General features: G+C 66.3%; 15 protein-coding genes. 4 read left to right on the top strand and 11 right to left on the bottom strand.

All coding sequences use genetic code 11. From position 1 onward, the window contains the following. Positions 1 to 125 precede the first annotated feature (125 nt). Entirely contained in the window at positions 126 to 704 is a 579-nt protein-coding gene (locus ACYVF5_RS02610; RefSeq protein WP_460943032.1) for a GNAT family N-acetyltransferase, read from the top strand. A gap of 65 nt (positions 705 to 769) precedes the next feature. Here the strand turns inward: ACYVF5_RS02610 and ACYVF5_RS02605 are convergent, their stop codons facing one another. From ACYVF5_RS02605 to ACYVF5_RS02590, 4 genes are all read right to left on the bottom strand, one after another. Further along, positions 770 to 1,570 carry a hypothetical protein gene (locus ACYVF5_RS02605; protein WP_460943030.1) on the bottom strand — a complete coding sequence of 267 codons (801 nt, stop codon included), beginning with the start codon at positions 1,568 to 1,570 and terminating at the stop codon, positions 770 to 772. Then, entirely contained in the window at positions 1,567 to 2,484 is a 918-nt protein-coding gene (locus ACYVF5_RS02600; RefSeq protein WP_460943028.1) for an ABC transporter ATP-binding protein, read from the bottom strand. The genes ACYVF5_RS02605 and ACYVF5_RS02600 overlap by 4 nt, the downstream gene beginning before the upstream one ends. Continuing rightward, positions 2,481 to 2,843: a GntR family transcriptional regulator gene (locus tag ACYVF5_RS02595; protein WP_460943026.1), complete on the bottom strand. Its 363-nt coding sequence runs from the start codon at positions 2,841 to 2,843 to the stop codon at positions 2,481 to 2,483. The genes ACYVF5_RS02600 and ACYVF5_RS02595 overlap by 4 nt, the downstream gene beginning before the upstream one ends. A gap of 133 nt (positions 2,844 to 2,976) precedes the next feature. Beyond that, positions 2,977 to 3,840 carry an endonuclease domain-containing protein gene (locus ACYVF5_RS02590; RefSeq protein ID WP_460943024.1) on the bottom strand — a complete coding sequence of 288 codons (864 nt, stop codon included), beginning with the start codon at positions 3,838 to 3,840 and terminating at the stop codon, positions 2,977 to 2,979. Positions 3,841 to 4,123: 283 nt separating this feature from the next. Between ACYVF5_RS02590 and ACYVF5_RS02585 the strand changes: the two genes are divergently transcribed. Then, complete coding sequence (locus tag ACYVF5_RS02585) at positions 4,124 to 5,554, top strand: amidase (protein WP_460943022.1); 1,431 nt, start codon at positions 4,124 to 4,126, stop codon at positions 5,552 to 5,554. A 17-nt stretch (positions 5,555 to 5,571) separates the two neighbouring features. Here the strand turns inward: ACYVF5_RS02585 and ACYVF5_RS02580 are convergent, their stop codons facing one another. The 5 genes from ACYVF5_RS02580 to ACYVF5_RS02560 are packed head-to-tail and all read right to left on the bottom strand — an operon-like array spanning position 5,572 to position 10,590. Beyond that, a complete protein-coding gene (locus tag ACYVF5_RS02580; RefSeq protein WP_460943020.1) occupies positions 5,572 to 6,360 on the bottom strand; it encodes an ABC transporter ATP-binding protein in 789 nt (262 codons plus the stop codon). After that, positions 6,357 to 7,184: an ABC transporter ATP-binding protein gene (locus ACYVF5_RS02575; RefSeq protein WP_460943017.1), complete on the bottom strand. Its 828-nt coding sequence runs from the start codon at positions 7,182 to 7,184 to the stop codon at positions 6,357 to 6,359. Before ACYVF5_RS02575 ends, ACYVF5_RS02580 begins: the two co-directional genes overlap by 4 nt. Further along, positions 7,181 to 8,113: an ABC transporter permease gene (locus ACYVF5_RS02570; protein WP_460943015.1), complete on the bottom strand. Its 933-nt coding sequence runs from the start codon at positions 8,111 to 8,113 to the stop codon at positions 7,181 to 7,183. The genes ACYVF5_RS02575 and ACYVF5_RS02570 overlap by 4 nt, the downstream gene beginning before the upstream one ends. Then, a complete protein-coding gene (locus tag ACYVF5_RS02565; RefSeq protein WP_460943014.1) occupies positions 8,110 to 9,060 on the bottom strand; it encodes an ABC transporter permease in 951 nt (316 codons plus the stop codon). The genes ACYVF5_RS02570 and ACYVF5_RS02565 overlap by 4 nt, the downstream gene beginning before the upstream one ends. Before the next feature lie 30 nt (positions 9,061 to 9,090). Next, positions 9,091 to 10,590 (bottom strand): ABC transporter substrate-binding protein, encoded by a 1,500-nt coding sequence (locus ACYVF5_RS02560; RefSeq protein ID WP_460943013.1) that lies wholly within the window; start codon positions 10,588 to 10,590, stop codon positions 9,091 to 9,093. Between the two features lie 237 nt (positions 10,591 to 10,827). Here ACYVF5_RS02560 and ACYVF5_RS02555 point away from each other — a divergent pair, with 237 nt between their 5' ends. Then, a complete protein-coding gene (locus ACYVF5_RS02555; RefSeq protein ID WP_460943012.1) occupies positions 10,828 to 11,340 on the top strand; it encodes an SIP domain-containing protein in 513 nt (170 codons plus the stop codon). A gap of 49 nt (positions 11,341 to 11,389) precedes the next feature. After that, complete coding sequence (locus ACYVF5_RS02550) at positions 11,390 to 12,229, top strand: aldo/keto reductase (RefSeq protein ID WP_460943011.1); 840 nt, start codon at positions 11,390 to 11,392, stop codon at positions 12,227 to 12,229. A 7-nt stretch (positions 12,230 to 12,236) separates the two neighbouring features. On the opposite strand, the gene ACYVF5_RS02545 is transcribed toward ACYVF5_RS02550, so the two are convergent. Then, positions 12,237 to 12,611, bottom strand: a complete 375-nt coding sequence (locus tag ACYVF5_RS02545; RefSeq protein ID WP_460943010.1) for a Fe-S oxidoreductase — start codon at positions 12,609 to 12,611, stop codon at positions 12,237 to 12,239. Further along, a complete protein-coding gene (locus ACYVF5_RS02540; protein WP_460943007.1) occupies positions 12,608 to 14,032 on the bottom strand; it encodes a dihydrolipoyl dehydrogenase family protein in 1,425 nt (474 codons plus the stop codon). The genes ACYVF5_RS02545 and ACYVF5_RS02540 overlap by 4 nt, the downstream gene beginning before the upstream one ends. Positions 14,033 to 14,068 lie beyond the last annotated feature (36 nt).

Genomic DNA, 14,068 nt, shown 5'->3' with positions numbered 1-14,068 from the left:
CTGCGCGATCTAGATCTAGACCTCACGACACGGGGTCAGGCTCGCGGAGTGCTCACCCACTGGTGGACTTGGACACCACACCGGCCCACCAGGGCCGTGTGATGCACCCCCATTAGACTCATAACGTGCTTGAAGAGGAATACCAGCCGAGGCGCGTCTTGCCGCCCCACCTGCGCAAGAAGCCTGCGCCGGCGCCGGAGTTCGAGTACACCATCCGCGACGCGCGACCGGAGGATCTGCCCGAGATCCGCGAGATCTACAACTACTACGTCACGAACAGCGTCGTCACGTTCGACGAAGACAGGATGAGTCTCGCGAAGTGGCGGTCGAAGTTCGCCATGCTCCAGAAACTCCGGTTTCCGTTCATCGTCGCCGAATCGCCGTCCGGGCAGATTCTCGGGTATGCGCTCGTGGCGCCGTGGAAGCAGAAGCGTGCGTATCGCTTCACCGTCGAGAACTCGATCTACCTCGGCCCGGCGTCAACCGGCAAGGGTCTCGGGCGTGCACTGCTCGGTGAGCTCATCGAGCGATCGCGGGCGGCCGGGATCAAAGAGATCCTCGCCGTCATCAGTGATAGGGGAGCGGAATCGTCCATCGCACTGCACGAGGCGTTCGGGTTCACCGAGATCGGGCGTATGGGCCGTGTCGGGTTCAAGTTCGAGCGCTGGCTCGGCACCGTGCTGCTTCAGAAATCGCTTAAGTAGCCCCGCACGAGTGAGCGCACACCGGGAGAGATGTGCGCTCACCGTCGGTCACTGTTCGGTCCCTGTCAGCTCTTCGGCGTCGCCCGGCTGAGCGCGAGGTATCCCGCGAGGGCGCAGAGCAGGATCGGCACGATCATCCATGCCACCACACCCGTCGGGCCGGATGCCACGAACCACTCGCCGACGAGCGGCCAGCTCTGTGTGAAGCTGATGAGTGCGGCCAGGCCGAGCAGGAGTATGGCGAACAGTGCGCCGGCGACGAGCATTCCGTTCATACGCCAGCGCATGTAGATGGTGCCGCCGAGTGTGCCGGCGGCGACGAAGAACAGCAGGCCGACGAAGAACACGAACAGGCGCTCGAAGAAGCCGCCCTGGCCGAAGTACACCGCCGAGAACATCGTTCCGCCGAAGCCCCATCCGTTCGTCGCGTCTTCGAGCAGAGACAGTACGGTGAGGAGCAGACCGTAGACGAGCGCGAGGCCCGCGAAGGCGAGCATGGAACCGAGGTAGAACTCGCGTCTGGTGATGCTCAGGCCGAGGGCGAACGGAAACGTCATGCTCATCGCCTGTGCAGCGATGACCGTCATGTAGACGAAGATGAATGATGCCGACCCGCTCCACTGCATACCCTCCCGCGCAGAGGTCGACAGGCTTTCGCCCTGGGTCGCCGCCGAAAAGATCCACCAGATGGCGACGTTGACGAGCCAGATGAACGCGAGGATCATCAGGGGGATCCAGAAGATCGTCCAGGTGTTCACGACGTGCAGCCTGGCCACGTTGACGAGGCGTTTCATGGGGCGTCCGTTCTGTGTGCGTCGTTCGTTCATCGGAGTGCCGGTTGCGTGTGGTGCGGTGAGCGTGCTCATGGCTGGTTCTCGAATTCCTGTGCTGGCGCGTTGGTCTTGCGCACGATGAGCTGTTGAAGGGAGACGGGCGACAGCTCGATGCCGGCTGCTGCGGCAGCCGCACGGTCGTCGTCCGAGAGGCGGGCCACCGTCGTCGAGAGGAATCCGCCGATCGCCTCGTGGTGCAGCACCTCGCGGTGTGCCACGAACGGCTCGACGGCCGACCTCGGACCCACGAGGGTCGTGGCCGACCCGCGAAGCGTCTCGGCGTCTTCGTCGATGATCATGCGGCCCCTGTCGATGACGAGGACATGCTCGAGCAGGTTGGACACCTCGTCGATGAGGTGCGTCGACAGGATGATCGTGCGCGGGTGCTCCGCGTAGTCCTCGAGCAGCCGGTCGTAGAACAGCTGTCGTGCCACGGCATCCAGCCCGAGATACGGCTCGTCGAAGAACGTGAGCGGCGCGCGCGAGGCGAGTCCGACGATCACGCCGACGGCACTCAGCTGACCACGCGACAGTTTCTTGATGCGGCGTTTCACCGGCAGCCGGAACTCGTCGACGAGCTGGTCGGCGAAGTCGGCATCCCAGTTCTCGAAGAACCAGGGGGCGCTGTCGAAGACGTGCTTCGGCTGAAAGTCGTCTGGGTACTTCTGGCTCTCTTTGATGAAGCTGATGTTGCCGACCACGCGCGGGTTCTCTGCGGGAGACTCGCCGAAGACACGAACGTCGCCCGAGGTGGCGAAGTCCTGGCCGGTCAGCACCTGCATGATCGTGGTCTTGCCCGCTCCGTTGCGGCCGAGCAGGCCGTTGATCGTGTTGGTCTTCACGTCGAAGCTGACGTTGTCGACGGCGGTCAGGCTGCCGAAGCGTTTGGTGAGGCCGTTGACGCTCACGACCGTGTCGGAGGCTGCGGCTCGGCTGAGTGTGGTCACGAGGTGACACCTTCTTTCTGAATCATGTGTGTGAGTTCCTCTGGGGTGATGTCGAGCTTTGCTGCTTCATCGATCAGCGGTCGAAGGTACTCGTCGCGAAAGCGTGTGCGGCGAGCGTCGATCAGGCGGGTCCTCGCACCGGCGGCGACGAACATCCCGATGCCCCTCCGCTTGTAGAGGATGCCGTCGTCGACGAGCCGGTTCACGCCCTTTCCGGCTGTCGCCGGGTTGATGCGATAGAACGCGGCGAACTCGTTCGTCGACGGCACCTGGCTCTCTTCGGCGATGGCGCCTGAGATGATGTCGTTCTCGATCTGCTCTGCGATCTGAACGAAGATCGGCTTGCCTTCTTCGATCACATTCCCTGGCCTTCGTTATTCGGTTAGTTACTCTACTAGTTAACCAACCATCTATGGTTCGGGATGTCAAGCCGGTGTGAGGAAATAGTCACGGCACGAGGATGAATCCGTTTGTTTGATCCTCGCGCCGTGACTATTTCCTCACACCAGTTGACCGGTGAAGCCCCTGCGCCATCGCCCGCACGATCGTCGCCTCGACCTCGCTCCATCCGAACATCACCTGACGGTAGTTGAACCGCAGCACCGTGTATCCGCGCAACGACAATTGCGCGTCGTGCCGGATGTCTCTCTCGCGTTGGGCGGGATCCAGATGGTGTTCGTTCCCGTCGATTTGGAGAACGAGCCGATCGCCGATCAGGCCGTCGACCGGGCGTCCCTCGATCCGCACCTGCTGGCGAACGGTGATGCCCAGTCGACGCAGCCGGTGTATCGGCAGCGACTCGATGCCGGAGTCGGACAGCTCGCCGGCCTGAGCGACCACATCCGCGAACGCCGCCGACCGCACACGAAGCCGCACAAGCTCGTCCTGCGTGACCATACGCTTGTTCAACGCCGACTCGAAAACGACCACTGCGCGCTCGAACGTCTGGCATCGCGCGGTGTGTATGAGCACGTTCACGACGGGTTCGACGAGAGCGTAGCCGGACACCGGCGCCGGCACCCGTGCCCAATGCAGGGCGACGTCGGGTTCGCGGGCCGCGACGGAGGCGTTGCTGCGGACCGAGAGGTGAACGCGGCCATCGTCGACCACCCACAGTCCGTGGTGCTGCGCTCCCGTCAGGCACGTCAGCCGGCCTCCAACGGATGCCGCCCTCACGAGGGGCGCCGGGCAGGAACGGGTGTAGAGCCACCAGCGGCGAAGCACACGAACCTCATCCGCTGCCATCGCCGCCAGGATGGCGTATCGGGTGAATCCGCCGCGGACGACATCGCGGCGATGGGCGATGCCACCGTGTTCGTTCAACCACAACGCGAGCCCGACTGCTTTCTGCTCCATGCGGTGAGCATGCCGGGTGCCGGATGCCGACGGGTCACCGCGCCGAGATATGTGGAGAGCCGGGCGTTCCCCGACCGGGTGTGGAGAAACCCGATGGGGGAAAAGTCATGGCGCAAGGATGCGATCAGAGAATCCGTCCTTTCCTCGCGACTCTTTCCTCGCCCTGGGCCGCCCGGCCCAGACTCGTGGACCCCGCGCCTGTCGTGGACCCCGCGCTTGGACCCCGCGCCTGCCGTGCGCATCGCGCGACGAAACGGGATAGCGGCGGGCGTAGGCTCGAGGGGTGAGCGAACTCCACGATGAATCCGCTGTCGACCAGTGGCTGGCCCTGCAACGAGGTGAGGTCTCACCGACAGAACTCGCCTCCCATTACCTCGACCGCATCGAGCGTCTCGACCCGTCGGTCGGCGCCTTTGTCACGGTGACGGCAGAGCGGGCGCTCGAACGAGCACGTGTCGTCGAGACGAGCATCCCGCGCACGGCGCCGCTCTGGGGCCTCCCGCTCGCCGACAAAGACCTCAACGCCAGGGCAGGGGTGCCGATGTCGTTGGGGTCGAGACCGTTCGCGGGGACGATTCCCGACGAGGACGACGAGATCGTGAGTGTTCTCGACGAGGCCGGGTCGATCAGCCTGGGGAAGACGAACACCCCCGAGTTCGGCATGCACGGCTACACCGAGTCGTCTGTGGCCCCACCCGCACGAAACCCGTGGAACACAGACCTCGGCGCCGGCGGGTCGAGCGGGGGAGCAGCCGCGGCTGTCGCCGCCCGCCTGTTGCCCTTCGCGCCCGGGAGCGACGGCGGCGGCTCCATCCGCATTCCCGCCGCTGCATGCGGCCTCGTGGGGATCAAACCCTCACGGGGGCTGGTGCCGGCAGGGTCAGGAATCGACGCGCTCGGCGGGCTCCCTGTGCAGGGACCGATCGCTCGGACCGTTGCAGACGCCGCCATGCTCCTCGACGCGATGATCGCCCGCAGGAACGGACGCGTCGAGCACCACTACGCGCTGCGGGCGCCCGGCCCCGATGACGGCGACCTGCTCGGTGCCGCCGTCCGCGGTGAGGGCCGGTTCAACATCGCCGTGCTCCATGGCGAGCCCTGGGGTGACGGGTACGCCGTCGAGACGGCACCAGAGGCATCCGCTGCCCTGTCGGATGCGATAGCTCACCTTGCGTCCATCGGTCACGGGATCGACGACCTCGACTTCGACCACGGTGGACACTACGCGGAGGCGTTCACAGCGGTCTGGCGCGCCTCGGCGGCGACCATCCCCATCGCCGACGACCGCATCGATGAGCTCGAGCCGCTCACGGCGCGGCTGGTCAGGGAGGGCCGCACGATGACGGCAGTGCAGCTGGCTGAGGCGCTGCGGTCGTTCGCCGCGTTCGAGCGACGTGTGATCGCGCAGTTCGCGCCCTTCGACGCCGTGCTCATGCCGACTCTCGCGCAGCCGCCCCGCCCGATCGGGTCGTATGACCGCGATGACCCAGAGGTGAACTTTCGGCAGCAGGTGCAATACTCACCGCTCACGTCGTTCGTCAACGTGGCGGGCCTTCCCGCTGTCACGTTGCCCGTCTCGGTCACTGCAGAGGGGCTCCCGATGGGTGTCCAGCTCGTCGGCAGGCCCGGCGGAGAGGCACCTCTGCTGTCGATCGGCGCACAGCTCGAGCGGCGCATCCACTGGCAGGATCGGGTGCCGGCTCTCGCACGCTGACGGGGTCGGGACAGGGGTCAGCCCAGAGTCGGCACGGCTCCGAGCAGCTTGCGGGTGTAGGAGTGCTCCGGCTGGGTGAGCACAGCCTCAGAGGTGCCGCGTTCAACGATCTCGCCGTCTTTCATCACGGCGACGCTCGTGCAGAGGTCCTGAACAACGCCGATGTCGTGAGACACGATGACCAGGCTGAGTCCGAGTGACCGCCTGAGCTCCTGCAGCAGCTCGAGAATCTGGGCCCTGACCGTCACGTCGAGTGCGCTCAACGGCTCGTCGCCGACGAGCAGTTTCGGCCTGTGCACGATCGCGCGTGCGAGCGCTATGCGCTGACGCTGGCCGCCGGAGAACTCGTGGGGAAGACGGTCGGCCATCTCGGGTTCGAGGCCGACGCGTTCAAGCACCGACTGCACGCGTTCCCGGCGATCGCACCTGACGTCGAGCCCGATGAGCGGTTCAGCCACGATCCGGCCGACGGGCATACGCGGGTCGAGCGATGCGTACGGGTCTTGAAAGACGATGCCCGTCTCACGCCGCATCCACATAACACGCGCCCGGCTCATGCCCGTGACCCGGTGCCCCCTGAACTCGACGTGACCGCTGGTCGGGGTATCGAGCGCGAGCAGCAGGCGCACAAGCGTCGACTTGCCCGACCCCGATTCGCCGATGATGCCGAGGGCGTCACCGTCGTTCACCTCGAGGCTCGTCTCGTGCAGCGCCCGCGTGACTCTCACCGGGCTGAACAGTGTGCGGCGGGGCAGCCGGTATTCGCGTGAGAGCGCGGTGGCACGCAGCAGGGGGGCAGCTGTCATCGGTGTGGCCCTCTCTGTGTGGGTCCCTCGGCGGGTCGGGTTCCCCGTGCGCCGCGCCATCCGGTGGCACGGGCCGCATCGACCAGGTTCCGGGTGACGGATGTCGCCGGCTCGCTGAGCAGGCGACTCACGGGAGCCGCCTCGACGACACGTCCCTGATCCAGCACAACGGCATCCGTCGCCACCTGGCGCAGCACGGCGAGATCGTGCGTGATGAAGACCAGGGTGGTGCCGAGCTCGGTGACGAGGCGGTCGAAGAGCGAGAGGATCTCGGCCTGGATGGTCACATCGAGGGCTGTGGTGGGTTCATCGGCAATGAGGATCCTCGGTCGTGCCGCCAGGGCCATGGCGATTCCGACGCGCTGGCGCTGACCGCCTGACAGCTGGTGCGGGTAGCGCCCGATGACGGTTTCAGGGTCGCGCAGCGACACCAGGCGCGCGAGCTCGATCGCGCGGGCCTGGGCCTGGCGTCTGCTGAGCCCGCCGTGGATGCGCAGCGGCTCCGTCATCTGGCGGCCGACCGTTCGAATCGGGTTCAGCGCTGTCCGCGGCTCTTGGAAGACGATGCTGATGTCGTTGCCGCGCATCGCGGCGAGTTCTCGTTCGCCCCGTCCGACGAGTTCGCGTCCCTCGTAGCGGATGCTTCCGGTCAGACCGGCGCCCTCGGGCAGAAGCCCCAGGATGGCCAGGGCCGTGAGGGACTTGCCGGAGCCGGAGCTGCCGATGATTCCGAAGCGCTCACCCTGCTGCACGCTGAAGCTCACCCCGTCGACGACCGCGCGTCCGTCTATGGTGATGCTGAGATCTGTGACGTCGAGGCTCACATCTGCACCGGTTCTCTCGAGAGTGCCGCCCGCGACCGGGGGTCTGTGCGCATCAGGCGCGGGTCCGTCGCATCGCGCAGTCCGTCGCCGAGCAGGTTGAAACCGAGCACCGTCACCGTGATGGCGAGTCCGGGCCAGAGCACCGAATAAGGGTGCACGCCGATGTACAGCTGGAGCTCGGCGAGCATACGACCCCACGAGGGTGTCGTCGACGGTGCTCCGTAGCCGAGGTACGAGAGCCCGGCTTCGGCGAGCACGGCGACGGCTGCCGCCCACGACAGCTGCACGATGAACACCGGCGCGATGTTCGGGAGCAGGTGCCGGGTGAGATTGCGGAACGGGCCGAGTCCGGCCGCCCGGCCGGCGAGCACGAAGTCCGCGCGAGAGACCCGACGGATCTCCGGACGGGTGACGCGGCCGAGGTTGACGCCGAAGCTCACACCGACGGCGACGATCACGACGAGCAGCGAGCCTCCGAAGTTGGCGGCGAGCATCATCGCGATCAGGAGGGTGGGGAACCCGATGAGCACGTCGATGAGCACCGCTATCGACTCTCGCACCCATCTCGCCGTGAGGGATCCGAGCGCGGCGAAGATGACGCCGACGATCGCCGCCACGATCGGCGAGCCGACCGCGACGAGAACCGTCACCCGTGCGCCGGCGAGGAGCATGCTGAACATGTCACGGCCGACGTTGTCTGTGCCGAGCAGGTGCTCGGCACCGGGGGACTGCCAGGCGCCTGGAACGTCGACCGTGCGCGGATCGTATGGCAGCCAGAGCAGCGAGAGCCCGGCAGAGGCGAGCACGAGCAGTGCGACGACGACGCCGAAGACGCCCGCCGGGTTTCTGAGCAGGGCTCGCAGCCAGCCCTCACGATGCGTGCGACGCCGAAGACGCCGACTGGGCGCGTCTGCCCGATACACGGTCATAGGATCTCCCGCTGACGGGGGTCTATCAGCCGGTGCACGATGTCGAGAACGGCTCCGAGCACGAGCACAACACCGGTCATGGCGAAGATCTCTCCCTGCACCTTCTCGAGGTCACGGTTGCCGACGTCTGCGACGAGCATCCGCCCGATGCCTGGCAGGCTGAACAGCTGCTCGATGATGACCGCACCGACGAGCAGGCCGGCCAGCTGCAGTGCGAACACCGAGATCACGGAGAGCGCGGCGACGGGCACACCGTGTGTCAGGAGCGCCCTGGTTCTGGTGAGCCCGATCGCGGCCGCCGTGCGCACGTAGTCCTGCCCCTGGGCCTCGAGCACTGCCGAGCGGATGAAGCGCAGCAGCACGGCGCCCTCGACGACGCCGATCGTGAGTGCGGGCAGCAGCAGCGATCTGAACGCGCGCAGCGGGTCGTCCCATCCGTCGCGCGGAAACCCCTGCGGGGGCAGCCAGCCGAGCGTGACAGCGAAGACGATGACGAGCAGCATGCCGGCCCAGACCACGGGAACGGCGGCGACGGCCTGCGCGCCGGCGTTCAGGATGGCGCCAGAGGGACGCGCGCGCCGCAGGGCGGAGAGGATGCCGAGCGGCACACTGATCAGAAGCGCTATCGCGAGCGACATAACGGTGAGCGGCACCGTGACCTGTGCCTTTTCAACCAGTTCGGTGGCAACCGGCGAGCCGGTGATGAGCGAGGTGCCCAGGTCTCCGCGCATCAGGCCGCCCACCCAGTCGGCATACTGGACGAACACCGGCTGATCGAGCCCGAGCTGCTCGCGGATCAGGGTGATCTGCTGCGGCGTGCCATTTGTGCCCGCGATCACCTGCGCGACATCCCCCGGCAGCACCCTCAGGGTGAAGAAGATGAGCAGCGTCGCAATGACGAGCCCGCCCGCGAGCAGCAGCACGCGGGTCAGGATGAATCGCATCATGCGGTCAGCCGGATCACTGGAGTCTGCCGGCTATTCTGCGGCGAGCTGCCCGAGGTCGATCCTGGCGTTCAACGAATCGGTCGGAAAACCGGTGATCCCTTCGCGGACCGCCGTGAGCGTGGTCGCGTTGTAGAGCCAGTCTGCCGCGTGGTCTTCTGCCACGATTCTCGCAGCCTCCCTCAGCTTCTCGTCTGCCACGCCGGGATCCACAGCGGAAACCGACTCTGCATACAGGGCCTGGACCTCGGCGTTGTCATACCCGAAATAGTAGTCCGGGTTCGCCCAGTTGCCGAAGTCCCGCGCCTCGACGTGGTCGACGTAGCTCAGGTCGTAGTCCTTGTTGGTGTACACATCGTTCAGCCAGGTCGCGAACTCGACATTGTTCACGTTCAGGGTGACGCCGACGTCGTGGAACTGGGAGACGAGGATGCTCGACACTGTTGTGCCGTAGAAGCTCGGAATGGTGAGGGTCAGCTCGAGCGAGGGATGACCGGCCTCGGCGAGCAGGGCGCGGGCGCGGTCCGGATCGAACTCGCGCGTGCCGGTGAGGTCTTCGTAGCCGGGGTCGAGCTCCGGGATCGGACCGCCGATCTCGGAGCCCGCGCCTCCGATCGCTTCGATGATCGCGTTGTGGTCGATGGCGAGGCGCAGTGCTTCTCGCACTCGCACGTCGTCGAAGGGTGCGCGCTGGTTGTTGAACGCGAGAGTGAATTTGTCTGTTGTGCGGCCCTCGACGAGGGTGACGTCGTCGAGTTCGTCGATTTGCGAGCGCAGGTTCGCATCGACGGAGACCTGCACGTCGACGTCACCGGCGATCACGGCGTTGACCGCCGCTGTGAAGTCGGGGATGTACGCGAGCACCACCTCGTCGACCTTGGCGGCCTCGCCCCAGTAGTCGTCGTATCGGGCGAGGGTGATGCTGTCGCCCTGTTTCCACTCGGCGAGCGTGAACGGGCCTGTGCCGTTCGCGCTTGTGGCCAGGTCGTTCGTCGCCTGCTCCTCGAGCACGAGGCCCGCGCGTGAACTGAGGTTCCAGAGCAGGTTCGCGTCTGGAGACGAGAGAGTTATGGTGACAGTGCTCTCGTCTGCGGCTTCGATCGTCTCGACCAGGGACAGGTTGCCGTGCTCGACCAGGGACGCGTCGTCTTTCACCTGGGTCAGCGACCATACAACGTCGTCGACGGTCATGTCGTTGCCCGAGTGGAAGGTCACACCCTCGGCGAGGTGGAAGGTGTACTCAAGCCCGTCGTCAGAGACGTCCCAGCTCTCGGCGAGGCTCGGTACGATCTCACCGTCTGGCGTCCGTGAGACAAGACCCTCGTAGACGTTGTCGATGAGCACCTGTTCGAGAGCAGCTCCAGAGGTCGCGCGGATATTGAGGTTGTCCGGCGCCAGGACGAGCCCGACAGTCACCGAGGCGTCCTCGTGGCCGCCATCGCCGCCGCCATCTGGCGCACAGCCGCTCAGAAGCACCGCAGAGACGGCTGCAGTCGCGAGGGCGAGGGTGAGGGAACGTGTGGAGCGACGCATAGAAATGCGGTCCTTTCGAACAGGGATGGCGGCGCAGAATGCCGCGGTTGTCCTTCATTCTCTCGTGCGCAGGGGCTCTGCCCCGAATCGTTACGAAAGAGGTCGGTGTCATCGTGACACGCAATGGTGATTCGGCATGTTCTGCGACGCGCCGATCGGAGTCACCGTCGGCTGTCACGTGGCGTTGCGGCCGAACACTGGTTATTCACGGTTAGGCATGCCTATACTAACTACGATATGACGATCCACGACCAGGCCGGTGCGCAGAGTCCCGGAACGCTGAGCCCCACCAGGCCGAGCCCGCGCCGACGCGCCGCCAGGCGGCCGGCGGCGTCGAAGGTGCAGTACCTTCTCGCGTGTGATGAGAGCGGCCTCGCCGAACTCGAAGCCGCCCTGTCGACCCTGCCCATCTGTGCAAAGGGCCGTGTGTTCATCGAGGTCGACTCACCCGCCGACATCGGCACCGTCGACGTGCCGACCCGTATGACGGTGACCTGGTTGACCCGGTCGACCAGAACCGGAGCACCCGGCACCGCGGAGCGCTGCACGAATGGCATCGCACTCACCCGTGCCGTGACCGCCTGGTCGAACGAGATGCTCTTCGAGGCCGATGCAACAGACGCTCACGTCTGGCTCGGCGGCGGCTACCGCTCGGTCAGCGGATGCTTCGAGCACTTGACCGCTGCGCTCGGCGTCGACGAATCACGCATCACCGTTCCCTCGGAGTATTGCCTGCACGGTCGCCGCTGAGCCCGTGAGGGTACTGCCGTCGGCAGCGTCCTGACGCCATAATGGAGCGATGACGGCCGCTCCGCTTGCTTCCGCGCCCCTGCTCGACCTGAACGACGGCGGGCGGATTCCGCAGGTGGGTCTCGGCGTCTACAAGGTTCCCGCACGGCAGACGGCAGATGTCGTCGCCACGGCGCTCGCGTCCGGGTATCGCCACATCGACACGGCGGCCCTCTATCAGAACGAACGAGCCGTCGGTGAGGGCGTTCGCCGGAGCGGCGTCCCACGGGGCGATGTGTTCGTCACCTCGAAGGTCTGGAACAGCGATCACGGGTATGACAGCACGCTGCGGGCGTTCGACGCGACGATGGATGAGCTCGGCTTCGACTACCTGGACCTGTACCTCATCCACTGGCCTGCCCCCCGGCAGGATCGCTACGTCGACACCTGGCGAGCGCTCGAGCGCCTGAGCGACGAGGGGAGGGTCAAGTCCATCGGGGTGAGCAATTTTCACCAGCACCACATCGAACGACTGCTCGCCGAGACGGATGTGGTTCCCGTCGTCAACCAGGTCGAACTGCACCCGTGGCTCCCGCAGGCAGAGACCCGCGCGTTCAACGCCAGGCACGGCATCCGCACCGAAGCCTGGTCGCCGTTCGCCCGCGGCCGGCTCTTCGGAAACCCGACTCTCGATGCCGTCGCCCACAGGCACGGCGTCACGGTCGGCCAGGTGATCGTGCGCTGGCATGTGCAGCTCGGCAACATCGTGCTGCCGAAGTCGGTGACGCCCGAACGCATCAGGAGCAATCTCGACGTGTTCGGCTTCGAGCTAGGCCAGGATGACATGACGGCGATCGCGACGCTCGAGAGCGGTGAGCGCACGGGCAGCGACCCTGACGACCTGGACTGAGCCGTTCTCAGCCGGTGCGCTTCTTTCGCAGATAACCGCCTTTTTCGAGCCCGGCCTCCCTCTCGAAGCGGTTCTTCAACGGGTCGCGCCCGGCAATGAGATATGCGAAGGGGAACAGCATGCCGTACCGCTTCCACTGCTGCTTGTGCACGGCCTCGTGGTCGAGGATGTCGGGTGAGACATTCCCGTCTGTGAGGTAACACGAGCCGACGCATGAGCCGCCGCGGCCGAATGTCCATCTGGGCATACCGCGAAAGATCCACAGCCCGTTCTCGCGTTCGACGCGGCCGGTCGACCAGATCGATCCCCAGACGAGCCCGACGAGCGTTGCATACAGGTAGCCGAGCCTGCTGATCGGCGAGTCGAGCAGCAGGCGTCTCATGCGTCTGCCCGGTAGGTCTCGAGCAGGCGCAGCCACACCTCGCTCATCGTCGGGAACGCCGGCACCGCGTGCCACAGCCGGTCGAGGGGAACCTGGCCGACGACGGCGATCGTCGCCGCGTGGAGCATCTCGGTGACGTCCTGCCCCACAAAGGTGATGCCGACGAGCACTCCGCGATCCTCGTCGATCACCGCCCTGACCGTCCCGGTGTAGCCGTCTGCGAGCAGCGCAGAGCCCGAAACCGAACCCAGATCGTAGTCGATCACGCGGGTGCGCAGACCGGCTGCGGCCGCTGCAGCGCTTGTGAGGCCCACAGCGGCGACCTCCGGATCGGTGAAGACGGCAGCCGGCACCGCCGTGTGGTCTGCGGATGCCACGGTGTCGGTCCAGGGGAGGGGATCCGCGTGATCTCCCGCAGCACGTGCGGCGATCGCCCGCCCCGCAGCCCTCGCCTGGTACTTGCCCTGGTGTGTGACCAGTGCGCGGTGGTTCACGTCGCCCACCGCGTAGAGCCAGTCTCCGTCGACGGCCGTGACGCGCATCGAGTCGTTCACGTCGAGCCAGGACCCCGGCTTCAGCCCCACGGACTCGAGGCCGATGTCCGACGTGCGCGGCACACGACCGGTGGCGACGATCAGCTCCGCTGCGATCACGGTCTCTCGGTTGTCGAGCTCGACGTGCACCGTGCCATCGGTGTCGCGCGTGACGTCTGTGGCGTTCGCGGTGAGCACTGTCGCTCCGCGCTCGCGCAGTCGGGCGGCGACCGCGTCTCCGGCGATGTCTTCGTGCCCAGACAGCAGACGCCCTCTCACGATGAGCGTGACCCGGGAGCCGAGCGATGTGTACGCGGTGGCCATCTCGGCACCGACGACTCCGCCACCGAGTATTGCCACGGATTCGGGAATCTCCTGTGCCGAGGTGGCCTCTCTGCTCGTCCACGGGTCAGCCTCGGCGAGACCCGGGACGTCGGGGATGAGCGCTGCCGACCCGGTGCAGATCGCGACGGCATGACGGGCCCGGAGCGTCACCGCCCCGGTCTCTGTCTCGACCTCGACAGTCTTCTCACCAGCGAGGCGTGCGTGGCCGCGGACGAGCGCTATGCCCGCGCCGTCGAGCCAGGCCGCCTGGCCGGAGTCGTCCCAGCTGCTCACGAAACCGTCTCGTCGGGTGAGCACGGCTCCACCGTCGAGGCTGCCGGTCACAGATTCAGACGCTCCCTGAACCCGCAGGGCGGCATCGCGTGCGGCGCCGGGGCGCAGGAGCGCCTTCGACGGGATGCACGCCCAATACGAGCATTCTCCGCCGACGAGCTCACTCTCGACGACGACGCACGAGAGGCCGGCCTGAGTCGCGGTGTCTGCGACGTTCTCGCCGACCGGACCCGCGCCGATCACAACGACGTCATACCAGGTGTCGGTCATGATTCGAGGCTACTGCGTGCTCTGTCGCTTGCGATA

The sequence above is a fragment of the Okibacterium endophyticum genome (genome assembly GCF_054780075.1).
Note: the sequence above shows the minus strand (reverse complement) of the source record. Positions and strands in the feature narration are given on the sequence as shown.